The organism is Paraburkholderia phytofirmans (assembly GCF_046028095.1).
In the GTDB taxonomy this organism is placed as follows: domain Bacteria; phylum Pseudomonadota; class Gammaproteobacteria; order Burkholderiales; family Burkholderiaceae; genus Paraburkholderia; species Paraburkholderia phytofirmans_A.
Genome location: NZ_JAQQDJ010000003.1, coordinates 569,383 through 587,771, shown reverse-complemented (window position 1 = coordinate 587,771; position 18,389 = coordinate 569,383). Strand labels below are relative to the sequence as shown.

The window sequence follows — 18,389 nt, the reverse complement described above, 5'->3', positions numbered from 1 at the left end:
TCGCGGGGATCGGATGCTTGCGCTGGCCGCCGGAGCGCCGGGCGCAAGCATTGCGCGCCTTTTAGAAAATGCCCGGAATCACGCGATAACGCACGCGGCCCTTGTAGGTCCGATAGCCTTCGTCCGTTGAGAGAAGCTGTTCCTCACGCACGATGCGCCCGACCTGCAACGCGAACTGGCACCCGTACACCAGCAGGTTTTGCAGACCAAAGTTCACCAGCAGAAAACCGATGTCGGTCACGAAGTAACCCAGGTACATCGGATGCCGAACGAAACGATAGGCACCGCGCGATACGACGCCGCGATTGGCCGGCAAGATGCCGAACGAGCGGCGCAGCGACGCCTTGGCGAACAGCTGCCAGCAAATTCCCAGCAGTTGCAGCGCGGCGCCGACGGTCTCCGGCACGAGTTGCGCGCCGGGCGCGAGACGCACGGCGAGGAAGTAGTATGTGCCGCCCATCGCACATAAGAAAGCGACCGGCCGCCAGTCTCGCTTCACGGGCACCCGCGTCACGAGCGACAAGCCGACCGTGAAACATGCGGAAACCACCAGAAATAACAGCGTGATCCGCGAGGGCGCCGCGCGCCATTGCGTGATCGCGGCATAGGCGAACAGGCTCAGCATGAGCGCGGCGCCCAAACGCGTGCTGACTTCCACGAGCGCTTCGCGCAAGCCGCCGGTGCGGTCCGCGGTGGCTGGGATGGCGCTCGTTGTCGCGGCGCTTTCGGCGGCGACGGCGGGTGGCAGGTCTTGCAAAGGTGTCGTCGGGGTCATGGCGCGCTCACTTGGAAATACGCAGGATTTGCGAAGCCAGCTGCGAAAAGCACGGCTTCAGATCGGCCGGTGTCGCGGCGTAGCAATACACGCCGACCGGCTGTTTTGGGTTGTAGCAGCGCGATAGCGAATCCGCTGTGTTGGCCATGCACTTGAGCACGTCCTGGCCGAGCTCGTTGTCCGGACCGGCGGGCTTGGTCAACTCGTTGCCGTAGCCGAGTGTGAACACGTAGGTGCCTTCGGCACGCGCCGCCGCGGCCATCGCTTCGAGCAGATTGCGCGATGCGCGGTTGACATTCACATACGTCGCATTGCCGTTCGACACCACGCGCGGCGAGGTCACGGGCCAGATCGGGAAGGTCTGCTCGTTGACGTTGTGAGCGTTGTACCACTTCGGCATGGCGGTCACGAAGCCCGACGTATCGTTCTGATAACACGGCGACGCCAGCTTCTGACTCAGGGCATTGATGCTGAATAGTCCGGAGGGAGAGCCGGTCTGACTATCGCCGCTCGCGAGCGTGGTGGAGATGTTGTTGCACTTGCTCTGGTTGGTCGTGAAAAACGATGAGAAGCTATTCGATGCGCCATCCGAGAAGAACACGATGACGCGCAGGCTCGAAGGTTGTGTAATGACCGTGTTCAACTGGTTGCGCGCGTTCCAGAGTGCCTCGGGGGAGTTGGTGCTGCCGCTGAACGTGTAATTGTTGATATCCGTGGTCATCGTTGCACGATCGAAGCCACGCGTGTTGCCCTTGAACGGTACATCCACCACCGTGCCGTACGCGAAGTGCATCAGCGCGACGCGGTCATTCGTCACGTCGAAATTGTTGAGGAACGCCACCGCATTCGAGCGCACCGCAGCCGGCACGCCGGACGTGTTGAGCGACTGCGTGTTATCGACCACGAACACCATATCCAGCGTCTTGCGAATCGCCTGCGAAGACGAACTCACGTTCAATACGTTGAATCCGAGTACTTTCGAGAACGTAACCGGCACGCTTGCCTCCGCGGTCATGCCGATCGTCACCGTGCCGGCGTTGAACACGATCGACGGCGTGCCCGCCGTTACGCTCGAGCCGAGAAAACCCGCCGGATAGTTCGCCGCGAAAAAAGCCGTTGCAGCCTGCTGCGCGTTATTGGTCTGCTCCGTCTGGTTGTTGCCGCGCGTGACGGCTTCGCCGGCCGCGATCACCGCGCCATCGGTGGCGGCGTCCAGGCGCGCCTTGATCATATAACCGAAACCGGAATCCACCGCGAGGCCGAGGATGCCCAACAAGGCAATCAGCGACACCGCCACGAAGATGCTGACCGATCCTCTCTGCTGTCTTCTGAATGCCGACGTTGTTTTCGCTTTTGTTTTCATTGCTACCCCCGGTCCTGCGTTTTTCTTATCTAATCAGGCATTTCTTCGCCGCTTCAGAACACCGTCATTGCATAGAGATTCGGCGAAAGCGCGGGCGTCGTGAGGCCGCGGCCCAGATTCAACGAACCGATCAGCGGCGTCTGCAAATAGAACGCCTCGACCGCGTACGCGATCTGGCCGTCCGAAAGCTTGCCTTGCAGCAGATTGACCACCGGCGACGTCTTTCCTGCCGCGGGAATGCCGCTGCAACTGCCGCTGTTGTCCGTCGCCCAGTTCGTGCCGCTGCTGCCGCAACTCCACAACTTGCTCGCCGGAGCGTAGTTGCCGCCGTTCCAGCGATATTGCGCGACCACCACGCCCGTGCAATTGTTACCGTTGCTGTCGCAGTTGTTGTTGCCCATGATCTCGGTGATGTAGATCATGCCGTGCGCGCTCATGTTGAGCGGCGGCGTGGTTGCGCTGAGCGAGGACATGATGGTCTGCATCGGAAACGTAAGCGATGCGCGCGAGGACAGATTCGCGCCTTCGCGGCTCACGTTGATCAGAATCATCTGTGCCTGGATGTTGCGCGCAATGTCGTACACCGGCAGCGCGAGCGCCACCATGATTGGCAGCAACAGTGCCATCTCCACCGTGACGATGCCTTTGGACGCGCGGCGGCTTCGCGAGGAACGTGTGCGCATGTCAGAAGCCCTCGTTGCGCATCGTCGCCGCGACGCTGAAGCTGAACTTGCCATTGGCGAAGAACGGCTTGACCAGCGGCGTGAGAAGCGGCCAGATGCAGTTGATCTGCAGCACCACGATGTCGCCCGGATTGCCGAACATGCCGGTGCTGTAACTTGTCTGCGTGTTGTAGCTTTGGGTCGCCCCGTTGATGGTGATCACGTAGCTCGGTGAGACCAGCGAATAAAGACCCATCGAGCTATTTTTGATTTCCTGCACGACAGCGAGGTAACGCTGCTGATTGGTCGCGTTCGGATCGAGGTTGGTCTGCCCCGTCACCGAATAGCGCGCGCCTTCCCGCACCGCGTATTGCATGGTCAGATTGACCCACAGCGCAATGCCGAGATCCATCGCAAAGCACAACAACAGCAGCAGCAGCGGCGCGATCAACGCAAACTCGATCGTGGCCACGCCGCGTTGCTTGCGCGTGAGACCGCGCTTGCCTGCGCGCGCCTCCCCGCTAAAGATGGACTTGTGGCGAGCGGATTTCATTTCGTCTCCTTGTCCAGCACCGGCACCGGCTTGCGGGCGAGCCCCGCGCTGCGTCCGGCGTGCAGACGCAGCGGCCAGCACAATGCTTCCAGCAACGAGCGCGGCTGCGCACCGTCGTCGAGACCGGTGGCCGGCCACTCTTCTTTGGCGGGCACCCACTGCGTGTCGAACAGGTGATCCCACAGCGGCAGCAGTTGCGTGAAGTTATGGTTGAAATGCTCGGTGCGGTTCGAATGATGCAGCCGGTGATACTGCGGATTGTTGACCCACGTGATGTAGCGGCCGAGGTCCACGCGCAGGTTCAGATGCGCGAAATAATTGCCGAGCATGAAAATGATCGACGTCGAGCCGACGATCCACGGTTCGACCTTGAACAGCACGCCGATCAGCGGATAGAGCAGGCAACCCTTGATGAGCGATTCGACCCAGTGGTGCCGCCACGTGACCGTGACATTGAACTCGACCGCGCTATGGTGCAGCGAATGCAGCTTCCACAGCACGGGCCAGGTATGCTGCAGCCGGTGAAACGCGTACTCGAGCACGTCGATAGTGAGCAGCACGATCACGAACGAAGCCACCGCGCCCACCCCATGCGAGTTCAGAACGACCAGGCCGCCACCGAGCGCGTTCACGATCGCGACGCTCACCGTCGCCGTCAACGGTTTCATCGCTTCCGCGAGCGCCAGATACACGCCCGCATAGGTCACGTTGAAACGCTGGCCGGCGCGCGATTGCAGCATCGCGGCAGGCCAGCGCCGTTCGAGCGCCCCGCCCGCGGCCATCATCACCAGTCCGAGCGCGTACATGCGCAGCCACAGGCTTGCGTGTTGCAGGAGCTCAGGAAACGGGCTGGATGCGAGCATGGGATTCCCCGGTGTATGCCTGGCGTTCAACCGCCGGCCATACCCTGGACGGCCGGTGACAGCTGACGCACGATCTGGATCGCCGACGGCCCGACCAGCACGGCCAGGAGTGTCGGAAAAATGAAAAACATCAGCGGAAACAGCAGCTTCAAAGCGATCTTCGCAGCCTGTTCTTCCGCGCGCAAGCGTCGTTTGGTGCGCAGGTTGTCGGTATAAACACGGAGCGAGTCGCCCACGCTGGTGCCGAAGCGGTCTGCCTGGATCAGCATCGCAGCGAGCGTGTCGATATCTTCCACGCCGGTGCGCAGCGACAGGTTGCGCAGGGCCTTCTCGCGCCCCGAGCCGGCGCGCAGCTCCAGCAGCACCATGTCGAGCTCGTCTTTGAGCGCATGGCTTTTCACGCCGATTTCCTGGGTGACGCGCATCATCGCTGCATCGAGGCCGAGGCCCGCTTCCACGCAGACGGTCATCAGATCGAGCGCGTCGGGCAGATCTTCGAACAGTTTGCGCTGACGGCTTTCAACGAGGCGCCGCATCACGAGGTTCGGCAGATAGAAGCCGAGCGCCGAGGCAGCCAGCACGGTCAGCAGCAAATAGATGCGCTCGCCGGGCTGGAAGGCGTTGCCGAAAACGACCAGCGCAATGGCCGGCAGCGCAAGCGCCAGCACAGTCTTGGCAGCGAAATAGATGGCTGCCGCGGACGGCGTGCGGATACCCGCGTTCGCGAAGCGCAGCCGCAGCACTGCTTTGTCCCAGTCCTCCTTCGGCAGCGACAGTTTGGCGACCCGCTCGGACATCTTCGTGACGGTTTCGACCCAGTTCTTTTGTGCGCCGGTGTCGGCCTCGCCGGCGACACCCGCTTGCCCGATCTTTTCAATGCGCCGTTGCACAGGGTCGGGGCGCAGCAGCGTCATCGCCTTCAGCGCCGCGCCGAACACGATCAGAAACATCACCCCCAGCAGCACGATCTGTTCTATTTTCATGGTCTGCGGGCCGAACCCGCTCTCCTCGTGTCGAAACCGTGGCCTAGACGCGGATGCGCACGACTTTGCGCATCCACAAGATGCCGAACATCATCATCGTGATGGCCACGCCGGCGATCTGCGGGCCCGCCGGGTCCTTCCAGAACACGCTGATGTAACCCGGATTGAGCACCGACAGCAGCCCAAGAATGGCGAATGGCAACACGCCGAGCACCCAGGCCGACAGGCGCCCTTCCGCCGATAGCACGCGCACCTTGCCGAGCAGCTTGAGCCGCTCGCGAATGATGCCGGCGATGGAACCGAGAATCTCGGCGAGATTGCCGCCCGCCTCGCGCTGGATCAGCACGGCGATCACGAAGTAGCGCAGATCTTCCACCGGCACGCGGCTCACCATGTTCAGGAGCGCGTCGCTCATCGATACGCCGTAGTTGATCTCGTCGAACACCAGCGCGAATTCGCCGCCGAGCGGCTCGGGCAACTCTTCGCCAACCATGCCGAGCGCGGCGGGAAATGAATGCCCGGCGCGCAGCGCGCGGGCGATCAGATCAGCCGCATCGGGCAACTGGCGCTCGAGCTGCAGCACGCGTTTGGTGCGCTTGCGGCGAAGAATCAGGGTAGGCAGTAGGCTCGCCACCGCGGCGAACACGCCCATGACCGGCGCGGGCAATTGCAGCACAAACCCGCCCAAGGCGCCCAGCACGGCGCACAGCAGCGTGTAAGTGACGAAGCGAGCCACCGACCATTTCAACCCGGACTGCTGCAACTGCCGGTCGAGCGCATGCACGCGCGGTATGCGCAGCAGCAGCTGCGTGACGAACGGCGACTCGCTCAGCATGCGCTGCTTGAGAATCGAAAGCTGTTGGCTGCTCACGTTGCCGCCGGCGGAGAGCGCGCGAATGCGCTCGTCCATGCGCTTGACGTCCTTGCCGTGGTGGCTGCTCCAGAACAGATAGACAGCCTCGATGGCCAGCACGACCGCGAGAAACGCGAGCACCGCAAAGCCGATAAACGACGTGTTCATGTCCCTCTCCTCAAGCCTGTTGCGCGCTCATACTTCGAAACGCCGTGCCGGATCGAACATCTGGTCCGGCAGCACGATGCCGAAGCCCGCCAGCCGTTCGCAGAATTTCGGCCGCACGCCGCTCGCGCAGAAATAGCCTTTGATCATGCCGTTTTCGTCGACGCCGGTACGCTTGAACGCGAAGATCTCCTGCATGTTGATGATGTCGCCTTCCATGCCGGTAACTTCGGAGATACTCATCAGCTTGCGGCGTCCGTCAGTGAGGCGCGAAGCCTGCACCACTACCGTGATGGCCGACGCGATCTGCTGGCGGATCGCTTTGATCGGCATCGTCAGACCCGCCATGCCGACCATGTTCTCGAGCCGCGTGAGCGCGTCGCGCGGCGTGTTCGCGTGCAGCGTCGCCATCGAACCTTCGTGGCCGGTGTTCATGGCGTGCAGCATGTCGAGCGCTTCGGCGCCGCGCACTTCGCCCAGCACGATACGGTCGGGGCGCATCCGCAGCGCGTTGCGCACCAGCGAGCGCTGCGAGATTTCACCCTTGCCTTCGATATTCGGCGGCCGCGTTTCGAGCCGCAGCACGTGCTGTTGGCGCATCTGCAATTCGGCCGCGTCTTCGATCGTTACAACCCGCTCGTCCTCGGGAATGAAGCCGGAAAGCAGATTGAGCAGCGTGGTTTTGCCGCTGCCCGTGCCGCCCGAAATCAGTACGTTCAGCTTCGACTTGATCAGCGCTTCGAGCAGTTGCGCCATCGCGGGCGTGAAGCTCTGGTTGTTCACCATGTCGGTGACGGTAAGCGGATTCACCGCGAAGCGGCGAATCGACACCAGCGGTCCGTCGATCGCCGACGGCGGAATGATCGCGTTGACCCGCGAGCCGTCCGGCAGGCGCGCATCGACCATCGGCGTGGACTCGTCGATCCGGCGGCCCACGCGCGAGACGATGCGCTCGATGATCTTCATCAGATGCGCGTCGTCGTAGAACGTCACGTCGGTGTGTTCGAGGCGCCCGCGGCGTTCCACATACACGTGCTGCGACGTGTTCACCAGAATGTCGGAGATGGTCGGGTCGTTGAGCAGCGGCTCGAGCGGGCCGAGGCCGACCATTTCGTCGTGCACGTCCTGAGCGAGCCGGCGGCGCTCGGCTTCGTTCATCGGAATCTTGTCTTCGTCGACGATCCGTTCCACCAGTTGCGCCAGTTCGCGCTTGATCTGCTCGGGCGACAGGCGTTGCAGCTTGTCGAGTTCCACCCGGTCGATGATCGCCTGATGAATGTTCATCTTGAGCTGCTGATAGGCGCGCCGCGCCGCGAGGCTTTCAGTGGCTGCGCCGGCCGCGGCGGCTGCGGGGCTGGCGCCGTCGAACGACATCGTGCCGCTCTGCATCATCAACTGTTCGCGCAATGACATGGTGCTCTCCGCATTCTTTTCGATGGCAAGCCGGCCTGAATGGAGTCAGGCGGCGTGTCCAGACTTCAGTGTCCGGGCTTCAGTTGCGGCGGCGAGTTCGGCCGGCTTTGGAACAGACGGCCAAGCACGCTCTTGCGCTCCGCAACCGGCAACGGCCACAGCAGTGCTGCGAGTTGCGAGATGCCTTGAGCGAGCGCACCACCCTTCGCGCCGGTCACGAGCGGCACGCCATGATTCAGCGCCTCCGTGGCCTGCTTTTCGTCGCGCGGCAACTGATGCGCGACCTTTGCGCCGAACGTTTCTTCGAGCGTCGCCAGGTTGATGCGCGCGTTCTTGTCGTACTGGTTGACGATCACTTTCACCTTGCTCGCCGGATAGCCGAGTTCCTTGAAAATGTCGAGCATGCGGCGGCCCGCGTGCAGGTACAGAATGTTCTGCCGCACCACCATGCAGATCGAGTCGCTGTGATCGAGCGCGTGGATCGCGAGCGGATTGATGTTCTGACCGACGTCGATCAGCACCGCGTCGTATTGTTCGCGCACCAGCGTGAGAATCCGTTCGAGATGCGCGGCGCGCAGGTCGCCCGACTTGACGGGATCGCCCGCGCCGGCCAGCACATCGAGATTCGCGTGCACGTGCATCACGCAAGATTCGAAGAAAGCGGCATCGAGCCGGTCGATCTGCGAGCACAGGTCCGCGAGCGTGGCGGGCGGCGCCTTGTCGGCGACCAGCAGGCTCGCATCGGCGAATTGCTGGTTCAGGTCGATCAATAGCACGCGCTTGTCGCGCAAGGCGGCCAGTGCGTAGGCGAGATTCACGGCGATCAGTGTCGTGCCGCTGCCGCCCTTGCAGGAGGTGAACGACACCACACGGCCATCGCGACGCGTGCCGGCGTGTTTCTTTGCCGAGACGTGAGCGAGCGCGTCGGCGATCTCTGCGTCGTTCAGCGGCCAGGACAGCACATGCCGCACGCCGACCCGCATCGCTGCCATCAGCAACGCAGTAGACGGCGCCGGCGTGACCAGCATGCAATGCAGGTTCGGCAGATGCGACAACACCTCCTCGATGCCGTTCAAATCGCGCGGCGTCAGGTCGGCGTCGTCGACGATCAGCAGGTCGGCGCTCCTGATCGCCGCATCGTGCACGCGCAATTGCTTCGCCGTACCGTGCAGCGTACGCAGACGAAACGCAATGCCGCTTGCCTCGAGACGCGCCGCGATGTGCGGCGCGCGCTCGGCGCTGGACGAAATCAGAAGAGTGTCGATCATGGTAAGTCTCCGCTGGCTCTACAGCGAGCCGCCTGGTTGTGCCGCTTCAGTACGAAATCGATGAGCCGACGCCGATCGTCAAGGAATTGGTGGGCGGGGGCGGCGCCGTGAAGGATTTGGCATAGCTCTTCTGCGCGGCGGCCGCCGCCGTGCCGTCGATACCCGCGACCGGATCGTTGTTCTCCGAAGCGCGCGGATTGAGCGTCTGCATTTCCTTGATCTGGTTGACTGAGTCGCCGAACGTCGCGTCCCAGTGCGGCGTCGAACTCAGGCAGCCGGCGAGCGCGGCGCTCAAGCCGGCGCACAGTGCCGTGCGGATCAATGTCTTGGTGCTTGTCATGTCGATCTCCGGTAGGCCGCGCATTACCGCGAGGCATTTGAGGCGCTGGTTTCCGGCGCGGCCGGGATCACGGCCACGGATGCGGCCGCGCTCGGAGCGGGTGCGGGCACGGGAACCGGCGCAGGTGCGGGTGCCGCGGCGGGCGCCGAAGACCCTGCAGCCGGCGCGGCGCGCTTCTCGCCTTCCATGTGGCCGGTCAGGTACACGTTCGCTTCGCTGGCATCGCCGAAGTGGTCGGTCGGCAGCGGATAGTGCTGCGGCAGCGGCTTGGCGAGCCGCGGCGTCACGACGAACACCAGTTCGGTCTTGTCCTGTTCGTAGCTCGTGCTGCGGAACAGCGCGCCGAGCACCGGCAATTCGGCGGCGCCGGGCAAGCCTTTGATCGACCCCGTGATGTTGCTCTTCAGCAGCCCGCCGATCGCGAAGCTCTGCCCGTCGAACACCTGCAGCGTGGTGGAGGCGCGGCGCGTCGTGATCAGCGGCAGGATCGTCTGGTTATTCGAGTTGCCGGCGCTGACGACCACGCCAGTAGACGACAGCTCGGACACCTCGGGCGACACTTTCAGGTTGATGCGGCCACCTTCGAGCACGGTCGGCGTGAAGGTCAGGCCGACACCGTACTGTTCTTCCTGCAGCACGATGGTCGTGCCGTTCGCGCCGTTGCTCTGCGGCACCGGAATATAGACCTTGCCGCCCGCGAGGAAACTCGCTTCCTGGCCGCTGATCGCCATCAGGTTCGGCTCGGCGAGGATCTTCACGAGCTGGTCGGTCTTTTGCGCATCGACGGCCATCCTGAGCGGCGAGTTATTTGCTTTCGATGCCGTCAACGCGCTGAGCCCGCCCGACAGGTAATCGGCCAGCAAGCCAAAGCTCCAGCTGCCGATCCCGCCGTTGATATTGGCCGCCACGCCGAGCTGGTCGATCAGCGTCTTCGAGACTTCGGCGACCTTCACTTCGAGCATGACCTGCTGCGGCGCGGCCACATGCATCATGTTGATGATGCGTTCGCCGCCCGCGCCGCCGAGCGTCGGTGCCGGCATGCCGATCGCGCGCGGCGCGGCGCCGACCGGCAACGGGCCGCTGCCCATCGGCGCGGCGCCTTGCAAGGCGGTAGTCGGACGGGCCACGAAGGCGCGCGCCAGTTCGAGCACGCGTTCGGCCTTGACCGCATCGGAGACCGTACCGGTCAGCACCAGCGTATCGGCGGCGGCCTTCACCTGAATGCCGGTTTCCTCGGGCATCAGCGCGGCGAGAGTTTGTTGCAGACCGCCCGGATCCGCGCCGACGCTCACGTCGATGATCGTGCAGGAGCCGCTGCGGCCCTGCACGATCATGTTGGTGGTGCCGACATCGGAGCCGAGCAGGTAAAGCGTTTGCGGGGACACGAGCATGGCCTGCACGATGGCCGGATTGCCGACGCTGCGGCTCTTCACCGGCTCGCGCACATCGACCATCGTGGATTTACCGACCGGGATCGTCACCGAGCTATGTTCGGCGACCGGGCCGCTGCAGTTCGGGCCGCGAGCGCCCTGCTGCGCGCCGCCGGACGAAGCACCCGGGCCCATGCCGCTCGCGGCGATGGTCAGATGCACCGATCCGTTCGACGCCACCGTGAGCGGCACGTCCGGCAATCCGGGCACACCCGCCGCAGCGTTCTGGCCGGCCGCTTGCGCCACCGGCAGCATCGTCAGATACATGCCCAGCAGCACACACGTGCACGCTTCGGCGATCCGGGTGCGGCCCCGCGGCAGGCGCGAATTCGCTTCGCGCGGGCCGAGCGGGTGCCGCGGCGCGCTAGCGCGCTGAGTGGTTCTGGCGTTCATGTCCTACCCCCGTTATGTGCCGCATTTTTTTGCGTGCCGCTCTGAATGTCAGTCACGCGTCGGTCACGGCTTGCAGGCTCGAGCCTGTCAAAAGCATTCTTGTCTTACGTCGGCGCCGTCGAGCACCCGCACACAGTTGGCCGGTGCGCGTACCGCCACCTTGCGCACGATATGCACCGGCTTCGGTTCGGGAGCGGGCACCACGGCGACCGGCGTTTGCAGCAGGCTGGCCTTGGTCGCGCCGGCCGTGTCGATCGCTTTCGGATCGATCTGGTTACGCAACACCAGCGACAGCGTGCCGATGCTGCGTGCAAGGTCGATCTTCTCGGCCTGTTCCGGCGACACTTCGAGCGTCACCGCGTCGACCACCTTCGGCTTGGTTTCGTCGCGGCCCACTTCCTGCGCGACGGCCAGCACGAGAATCTTCTCGAGCACGATCTTGGAGATGTTCTGATCGCGCGTTGCGCCAGGATCGCGACCATCTTTCTGCGTGTTGACGATGATGTCGACGTAGTTGCCCGGCAGCGCGAAGCCCGCTACGCCGATCACGTCGTTCACGCGCACCGTGATGGCGCGCTTGCCTTCGCCGATCACCGCGGAGAGGCCGCCGAGCGTGCCGACCGGCGTGAGCTTCGCATCCAGAATCGGTTCGCCGCGCAGCAGGCTTTCCTTCAGCACGCGGCCGTCGAGTTTCTGGATGTCGGTGTACGAGCCGGGCGGCACGCTATTGGACGGCCAGTCGGTGAGCTTGAGGTAGTCCGGGCCGATCCGTTGACCCAGATTGATGTCGGCTGCAGCCACCACCACCCTGGTCGTGGCATTCGACGACTGCGAGACCATCCAGCGCGAGGCGAACACCACCGCAGTGAGGCCCGCCAGCGTCGCGATCAGCAGCATCGTTACAGCGCGCGCGTTTTTCATTTTCAACCCCCGATTTTTTGTCCAGCTCCGGCACGCGTCACACGCTGGCGAACAACACGCATGCGCTGCCTATTGCTATCGCGATGCCGTAAGGCATGGTCCCCGTCGCACTACCTTCGGCCACACTGCCCGACCTGCGCAGCGCGCCGTTGCCCGACGTCGCGCAACTGATCAGCAATGCTGCCGCCCCGTTCAGTCCGGCGCGCATCTGGCGGCGCCGGAGCCATATTGCGAGCGACCCGATCGCACCGATCACACAGGTCGCCAAACCAATTTCGAGTGCGCCGTAAGCGCCGCAGAAGGCGCCGATTGCCGCCATCAGCTTCACGTCGCCCGCGCCCATCAGCCGCATCGCGTAGCCCGGCAGGAAGAACGCGCCGCCGGCCAGCATGCCGCCCAGCCACATCGTCATTCCATCGACGACGCCGTGCGTGAACCACTGCACCGGTATCGCCACGATCAATCCTGTCGCCACCAGCCAGTTAGGAATCCGGCGCGTCTGCATGTCCCACAGTGCGGCGACGAGTACTAACGTCATCACGCATGGACCAACTGGAAAAGGAACCCCGTTCATTGCCCGCTCCGTTTCGAGGATCGAATTGCCCTTCTTGACTGGAGTCGCTTCGTTTTGCGCAAGGCCGTCGCTACCCTGTCCCGAAGGACCGTCGAGACAAGGTAGCGATCGGATTTGCATCTGGTGCCGCGCGGTGTGTCAGGCCGCGGCGCTCGTCAAGGAAGATCCGATCTTGTTGAACATGGTTTCCAGATTACCGGTCATGTTCTGCACCGTCACAATGATCGCCACCGCGATCAGCCCGGCCAGCAGAGCGTATTCAATCGCTGCCACACCGTCTTCTTCGCGCAAAAACTTCTTGATGATGTTCTTCATGCTAACCCCCGTAGAGTGAAAGTTGACTTCGGTTTTGTGCCGTCCGCAGCCGCCTGAAAAACAGGTGCGCCGAAGCGGCGTTCATGTCCGTCACAAGGACGGAAAAAAGTGGCGAGGCCAGCGCTTTACTTCGTCACGATCACGAGAGGCTGAATACCCCGTAGCCATCACCGTGTCGTTGTTTATTGACATCCGTGTTTCGTTGGCCCCGCCGCACCCCGTAAAACGCGTGGACTTCCCCGAACGCGATTCACGAAGACTGTTGTTGCTGCCGGAAGATCTTTTGCTGCTTTCCGTCTGCAACATGTTTTTCGCTTTGTGACTCTCTATTTGCAACGGCTATGCCAGCAGGCCTCAAAGCCTTGCTGGGCAAGGATCGGTGCATCGGCGGAAGGTACGGGAGGGACGGCGCAACACGCGATGGCTCGGATTTGAGACACCGAAAAGGGCCGGGGCGGAGCCAACGTGCCACGCTTCACGCATTATTTCCGCAGTGTGGAAAACCCGTAGGACCATTGGCTGGCAATGGTCCGGCAAATATAGCGGTCAAATTTGCTGTCATTGAGCCGACAAAAGTAGGTTTTACTGGGCGCGTCCGGGATGTTGCAAACCTGAGACCGACGACTTGAGAAACTTGCGTTGGCGCGGCGGCCAAAAGCGATATCCGCACACTTCGCTATGTGGGGTAACGCGCATTGCGCGATTGACGGTGCATCGCCCAATCGTTCTCGCGTTCAATGAAATGTGAGTGATCGATGCCGCGGCAAAAAATTTTAGGTTGCTGCAAGGAATGCATCCGATGCTCTCAGACGATGCGCTGCGCCTTGGTGATAGCGCCTATCAGAGCAATCCGGGGTTTCACTCGGCATCGCAATTTCGCAAGCGCGACGACAAAACCATTGCTGATCGCTCGCGCCGTTGCGACCTGGACCGCGAAGAAGCCTGACGTGTCCGGTTTCGTTCAGCCCTGCGAGCCGGCCCAATAAATGGGTGCGCCCACAACGGTGGTCGAGGACATCGCCATGAACTGTGAACGCCTTGATACGCCACATGTAACGGAGCGTAAAAGACACTGCCAGCGCCACCCGACTAATGCGACGATGGCGCCGCTCCGCCCGTACCCCACCAAGGCTACGTCCGTCCGGAAGCTCGATCGGGACGATGAGAACGGCATGCGGGTTCCAACACCTCGTTACAAATCGACACTGAAGGCGCTCAATTGGCGGTCAACACTGGGTGACGCGCGGCGACACTGCGCGCGCAAAGCCCAACCAGCGGGGACACGCTCGTGGCCGAGCCTGTCGAAGCTTCGCGCAGCAAGCCCCCAGAAGCCTTTCGTCAACTCAAGTCAACCTCATTGCGGTGAAAACATGCAGCGGACTTTCATACCCGTGCGACGCTTCAAAAAGAACACGGCCGGTCGCGACTTCGTCGTAGGCGATCTGCACGGCTGTTTCAGCCGGCTTGGAAAAGAACTGGAACTGCGCCGCTACGACCCATCGCGCGACAGACTGTTTGCGGTCGGCGACCTGGTGGATCGGGGCATCGAATCGCCGGCCGTGCTCGAATTCGTGGATCGATATCGCATTCAATCGGTGCGCGGCAATCATGAGGACACGATCGTGCGCTGGCATCGCCACGGCGGAAAAAACGCGTCGATTCGATCCAACGGCGGCGAGTGGCTGTTCGATATGGCCTACGACAAAGCGGCGCTGCACGACATCGTGACGTATATGGCGGCGCTGCCCTACGCCATCGAAATCGAAACGGACGACGGTCTGGTCGGAATCGTGCATGCCAACGTGCCCATGCAGTCGTGGCCGAAGATGGTTCAGGCGCTCGAACAGGAGGACCGCAACGGGCAGGTGCGCCGCAAGGTGATCTGGGATCGCTCGCGCTGGATCCCGGGCAAGGCCGCAGGTTTTGTTTCGATGCGGCGGGCCTTCGCGCAACTGTGTCAACGGTTTGCGTCGGGATGGCGGGACCCGGGCAGCCGCATCGACGGCGTGGCGGCGGTCATCGTCGGGCACACGCCGGTGCGGGAGCCGAAGGTTCGCGGCAACGTCATCAATGTCGATACAGGGCTCGTGTACGGCGGAGCGCTGACGCTGCTGCGTCTGGACGAGATACCCATGCTGCTCAACCGCGCGGCGCGCGAACAACCGGCGTTCGGCCGCTCGAAAGGATATCCGGCAGGTTCGGGCGCGTGATGACGCGGCGAAAGCGCGCTTGACCTCAGCGCGTCGATACGCGCTTCACGTTCGCTGTATCGTCACGCATTTGATCTCCATCAGCATGCCGGGACACGCCGACTCGGATACGCCGGTTGCCGTCCACGCGCACTGGTCCCGCGCAAAGACGCGGTCTTTCACTTCACGAAAGACCAGACGGAATGAAGCGCGCCGCTGCTCCACGCGAGAACAACGGCCACCATCACAGCCTGTACACCCGCTGCGCGTTGTCATGAAACAGCGCAGCCCGCTCATCCGCCGAAAACTCCCGCGTAATCTCCTTGAACGCGTCGAACACGTCGTCATAGCTGCTGAAAAGTTTATCGACCGGAAAGTTGCTCGCGAACATGCAGCGCTTCACGCCGAATGCTTCGATTGCGTGCAGGACGAACGGACGGATGCTGTCCACCGTCCACTTCCAATCGCCCATACCCAGACCGGAAATCTTGCAGAAGACGTTGTCCGCCGAAGCAAGCAAGGTCATGCTCTTTTTCCATGCTTCGATCTCTTCGGGCTTGCGGTCGACCGGCATGCCGGTGTGGTTGAGCACCATCGGCGTATCGGGAAAGTCACGCGCTAGCGCGAGCGCTTCTTCCATCTGCGTGTAATATAGCTGTAGATCGAACGACAAGTCGTGCTCCTTGAGCAGCGCATAGCCGCGCCGCCATTGCGGATCGCTCATCAAATGCGGACTGTCTATAAATGTCTTCACCGGATCGCGGTGGAAATTCAGGCATTGGCGAATGCCTCGCACGTTCCTGTACTGACAGTGCTCTTCGATCACAGCCTGTGCGTTCGGCGAAGACAGATCAGCAAAACCGACAATCCCATGCGGATAGCCGTGCTTGTCGGCGACACTCTGAAGCCATCGTGTCTCGGCCACCGGATCGTTGTGATCGTATTCGACCTGCAGATGAACCGTCTTGACCACATTCTGATTCTTGATGTCGGCAAGAAAGTCGTCGATCAGATAGTCCTTGCGAATCGCCGAATAGTCGCCGAATACGCGCTCGAGCATTGGCCCTTGCAGCCACGGATAGTTGCCGGTCTTCAGATCGTACAGATGATGATGCGGGTCGATGATAGGCAGATTGTCCACAGTGCCTCCTTATAGGTTTATACGACGCGCGGCGCCGCTCGCGATAAAACGCAACGCAACGACCAGCCCGCGCAATCAGCTCAACGCCGGCTCCTTAGTACTTGCCCGCTGACGGCGGATAGACACGCTTCACCGTTGCCTGCGCATCCGGCTGGTCGATCGTCTCCTTCGTCACGAGCGGTTCCTTGAGCGCGAGTTCCTGCGTGGTCGGCTTATGATTCAGCGCATTGAACACCTGCGTGGTCGCGTCGATCCCCTGCCCGACCGCCTCCTGCAAAAAGATGCCCTGAATCGCGCCGTCGCGCAGCAGCTTGATCGTCGTCGGGCTGCCGTCGGCCGTGACGACCGCCACCTTGCCAATGGCACCGCGCGTTTGCAGCGCCTTGGCGGCGCCCGTCGCGGCTTCGTCGTACATGCCGTAGATGGCTTTGACATCGGGGTGAGCGGTCAGCACGTCGTTGGCCTGCTGCACCGCTTCGTTGACCGTGAGTCCGTGCGTCTCGAGCACCTGCACGAGATCGCAGCCATCGGCCTTGAACGACTCCTGCGCGCCCTTCATGTACTTCTGCGCATTCTCGCGATCCTGCGGCAGGGACAGCATCGCCACCTTGTTGCTGCCGCGTTCTTTCGCGAGCTTGCACACATAAGCGCCCTGGGCCTTGCCCGTATCGTAGTTATTCGCCGTGACGGCCGACGTATAGTCCGTCTGCCCCGCTTGCGGCCCGATGCCCGTGAAAGCGACCGGCACGGACTTCGACTTCAGAAGACGCAGCACGGGTGGCGTGCTGGTCGAACTAACCGGCCCGATGACGATCGCGTTGACGCCGCGCGTCATGGCCGTGCGCACGTTGTCCATCTGTTTGGCCGGCGAGTTTTCCGAGGTGAATTCGACGTAGTCCATGCCGAGTTCATGCGCCCGTTGTTTGACGCCATACGCGACCCACTGCCAGTACGAAATATCCAGCGACGGCGCGATATACGCGACCGTCTGCTTGTCCGCCGCCCCCGCCATCTGCGAGGCGAATGCCGAGGCGAGCGCGACGATCGACGCCATTGCGATCCGTGCAACCGGCTGCTTCGTATAGGCGCCGGCCGACCTGAATATGCGCTTGTTCATGAGGTGTCTCCTTCCTGATAGTTTTAGCGAACCCGTGCTCAACGCCGGGCTTTGGTAACACGGTCCACGAGAACCGCAATGAGAATCACGACACCGGTCACGGTGCCTTGCCAGAAACTGTTCACGCCGATCAGATTCGCGCCGTTCTGAATGATCGTGATCATCAGCGCGCCGAGCAGCGCGCCAATGGCCGAACCCGTCCCGCCGAACAGACTCGCGCCGCCGATCACCACGGCCGCGATGGCCTGCAGCATCAGGCTCGATCCCGCGGTGGCCTCGGCATTGCTGATGTACGACACGCTGACGATGCTCGCGAACGAAGCCAGCAAACCCGAGAGCACATACGCGCCGAGCCGCACGCGATTGACCGGAATTCCGATCACCCGCGCCGACGAACTGCTGCTGCCGATCGCATAGAGCCAGCGGCCCGCCACCACCTTGCGCAAACAGAATTCGATCGCGACGAGCAGCAGCACGCACCACAGCGCGTAGTTCGGCAGGCCGGGAATCAGCGTTCCTGAATCGAGCAAGTAGTAGTCGGGATTGGAGATCGGCAGCGAGTGGCCGTCGGTCACGATGAACGAAAGGCTGCCCGCAATCGCATACGTACTGAGCGTCACGACGAAGGGCGCGAGTCCGACGAACGTCACGAGCGCACCGTTGAGCGCGCCGATCCCGACGCCGACCGCGAGTCCGGCGACACTGCTTGCCACCGCGCCGTAGCCATGCGCCATCGCCAAGCCGGTAACCATGCCCGTCAACGAAAACACCGAACCGACCGACAGATCGATGCCGCCGGTAATGATCACCAGCAGCACGCCGAACGCCATGATGACGAGCGGAGCGGCAGCCTGCGTCACGTTGGAGATATTGCCGGCCGACAGCGCCGCCGGCACGATCATGCCGACCGCGAGTTCGATCACGATGATCGCAATGGCAATCGCGATTTCAGTGCGATATGCCGACAGCAAACGGCGTCCCGCGCCGCTGCGTTTCGGCTTCGCCTCCGCGATCGGATGAGTGGCTGATTTCATGACTGTCTCCAGATTGATGATGTTTTGGCGCGACGCG

Annotated in this window: 20 protein-coding genes; 3 read left to right on the top strand and 17 right to left on the bottom strand. The window is 62.5% G+C overall.

The genetic code is table 11. The features are described from left to right. Positions 1–61: 61 nt before the first annotated feature. The 14 genes from PQR54_RS11570 to PQR54_RS11505 all read right to left on the bottom strand — a co-directional run bounded on the left by PQR54_RS11570 (position 62) and on the right by PQR54_RS11505 (position 12,871). Positions 62–775 carry a methyltransferase family protein gene (locus tag PQR54_RS11570; RefSeq protein ID WP_408245634.1) on the bottom strand — a complete coding sequence of 238 codons (714 nt, stop codon included), beginning with the start codon at positions 773–775 and terminating at the stop codon, positions 62–64. A 7-nt stretch (positions 776–782) separates the two neighbouring features. Continuing rightward, positions 783–2,138 carry a vWA domain-containing protein gene (locus PQR54_RS11565; protein ID WP_408245632.1) on the bottom strand — a complete coding sequence of 452 codons (1,356 nt, stop codon included), beginning with the start codon at positions 2,136–2,138 and terminating at the stop codon, positions 783–785. A gap of 53 nt (positions 2,139–2,191) precedes the next feature. Further along, positions 2,192–2,821: a TadE/TadG family type IV pilus assembly protein gene (locus tag PQR54_RS11560; protein ID WP_408245630.1), complete on the bottom strand. Its 630-nt coding sequence runs from the start codon at positions 2,819–2,821 to the stop codon at positions 2,192–2,194. A gap of 1 nt (position 2,822) precedes the next feature. After that, positions 2,823–3,353, bottom strand: coding sequence for a TadE/TadG family type IV pilus assembly protein (locus PQR54_RS11555; RefSeq protein ID WP_408245628.1), 531 nt, complete (start codon positions 3,351–3,353; stop codon positions 2,823–2,825). Next, complete coding sequence (locus PQR54_RS11550; protein ID WP_408245626.1) at positions 3,350–4,216, bottom strand: sterol desaturase family protein; 867 nt, start codon at positions 4,214–4,216, stop codon at positions 3,350–3,352. Before PQR54_RS11550 ends, PQR54_RS11555 begins: the two co-directional genes overlap by 4 nt. A 26-nt stretch (positions 4,217–4,242) precedes the next feature. Next, positions 4,243–5,199 carry a type II secretion system F family protein gene (locus PQR54_RS11545; protein WP_408245624.1) on the bottom strand — a complete coding sequence of 319 codons (957 nt, stop codon included), beginning with the start codon at positions 5,197–5,199 and terminating at the stop codon, positions 4,243–4,245. 43 nt (positions 5,200–5,242) lie between these two features. Then, positions 5,243–6,220 (bottom strand): type II secretion system F family protein, encoded by a 978-nt coding sequence (locus PQR54_RS11540; RefSeq protein ID WP_408245622.1) that lies wholly within the window; start codon positions 6,218–6,220, stop codon positions 5,243–5,245. Positions 6,221–6,247: 27 nt separating this feature from the next. After that, the gene (locus tag PQR54_RS11535; RefSeq protein ID WP_408245620.1) at positions 6,248–7,630 is read right to left on the bottom strand and encodes a TadA family conjugal transfer-associated ATPase; all 1,383 of its coding nucleotides are present in this window, start codon (positions 7,628–7,630) and stop codon (positions 6,248–6,250) included. A gap of 65 nt (positions 7,631–7,695) precedes the next feature. Next, a complete protein-coding gene (locus PQR54_RS11530) occupies positions 7,696–8,898 on the bottom strand; it encodes a CpaE/TadZ family protein (RefSeq protein ID WP_408245618.1) in 1,203 nt (400 codons plus the stop codon). A gap of 46 nt (positions 8,899–8,944) precedes the next feature. Further along, complete coding sequence (locus PQR54_RS11525; RefSeq protein ID WP_408245616.1) at positions 8,945–9,238, bottom strand: hypothetical protein; 294 nt, start codon at positions 9,236–9,238, stop codon at positions 8,945–8,947. 23 nt (positions 9,239–9,261) lie between these two features. Then, complete coding sequence (locus tag PQR54_RS11520) at positions 9,262–11,061, bottom strand: type II and III secretion system protein family protein (protein ID WP_408245614.1); 1,800 nt, start codon at positions 11,059–11,061, stop codon at positions 9,262–9,264. Positions 11,062–11,148: 87 nt separating this feature from the next. Then, positions 11,149–11,982 carry a Flp pilus assembly protein CpaB gene (cpaB, locus tag PQR54_RS11515; RefSeq protein ID WP_408245612.1) on the bottom strand — a complete coding sequence of 278 codons (834 nt, stop codon included), beginning with the start codon at positions 11,980–11,982 and terminating at the stop codon, positions 11,149–11,151. A 37-nt stretch (positions 11,983–12,019) separates the two neighbouring features. Further along, positions 12,020–12,556, bottom strand: coding sequence for an A24 family peptidase (locus tag PQR54_RS11510; protein ID WP_408245610.1), 537 nt, complete (start codon positions 12,554–12,556; stop codon positions 12,020–12,022). A 138-nt stretch (positions 12,557–12,694) separates the two neighbouring features. Beyond that, positions 12,695–12,871 (bottom strand): Flp family type IVb pilin, encoded by a 177-nt coding sequence (locus PQR54_RS11505; RefSeq protein ID WP_408245608.1) that lies wholly within the window; start codon positions 12,869–12,871, stop codon positions 12,695–12,697. A 22-nt stretch (positions 12,872–12,893) separates the two neighbouring features. Between PQR54_RS11505 and PQR54_RS11500 the strand changes: the two genes are divergently transcribed. The 3 genes from PQR54_RS11500 (at position 12,894) to PQR54_RS11490 (ending at position 15,081) form a co-directional block, all read left to right on the top strand. Then, entirely contained in the window at positions 12,894–13,193 is a 300-nt protein-coding gene (locus tag PQR54_RS11500; protein ID WP_408245607.1) for a hypothetical protein, read from the top strand. A 426-nt stretch (positions 13,194–13,619) separates the two neighbouring features. After that, a complete protein-coding gene (locus PQR54_RS11495) occupies positions 13,620–13,817 on the top strand; it encodes a hypothetical protein (RefSeq protein ID WP_408245605.1) in 198 nt (65 codons plus the stop codon). Positions 13,818–13,893: 76 nt separating this feature from the next. Further along, positions 13,894–15,081: a metallophosphoesterase gene (locus PQR54_RS11490; RefSeq protein ID WP_408245603.1), complete on the top strand. Its 1,188-nt coding sequence runs from the start codon at positions 13,894–13,896 to the stop codon at positions 15,079–15,081. Between the two features lie 223 nt (positions 15,082–15,304). Here the strand turns inward: PQR54_RS11490 and PQR54_RS11485 are convergent, their stop codons facing one another. The 3 genes from PQR54_RS11485 to PQR54_RS11475 all read right to left on the bottom strand — a co-directional run bounded on the left by PQR54_RS11485 (position 15,305) and on the right by PQR54_RS11475 (position 18,352). Then, positions 15,305–16,192, bottom strand: a complete 888-nt coding sequence (locus PQR54_RS11485) for an amidohydrolase family protein (RefSeq protein WP_408246060.1) — start codon at positions 16,190–16,192, stop codon at positions 15,305–15,307. Between the two features lie 103 nt (positions 16,193–16,295). Continuing rightward, on the bottom strand, positions 16,296–17,318 hold the full coding sequence (locus PQR54_RS11480) for a substrate-binding domain-containing protein (protein WP_408245601.1): 1,023 nt from the start codon (positions 17,316–17,318) through the stop codon (positions 16,296–16,298). Between the two features lie 38 nt (positions 17,319–17,356). After that, entirely contained in the window at positions 17,357–18,352 is a 996-nt protein-coding gene (locus PQR54_RS11475; RefSeq protein ID WP_408245599.1) for an ABC transporter permease, read from the bottom strand. Positions 18,353–18,389: the final 37 nt, after the last annotated feature.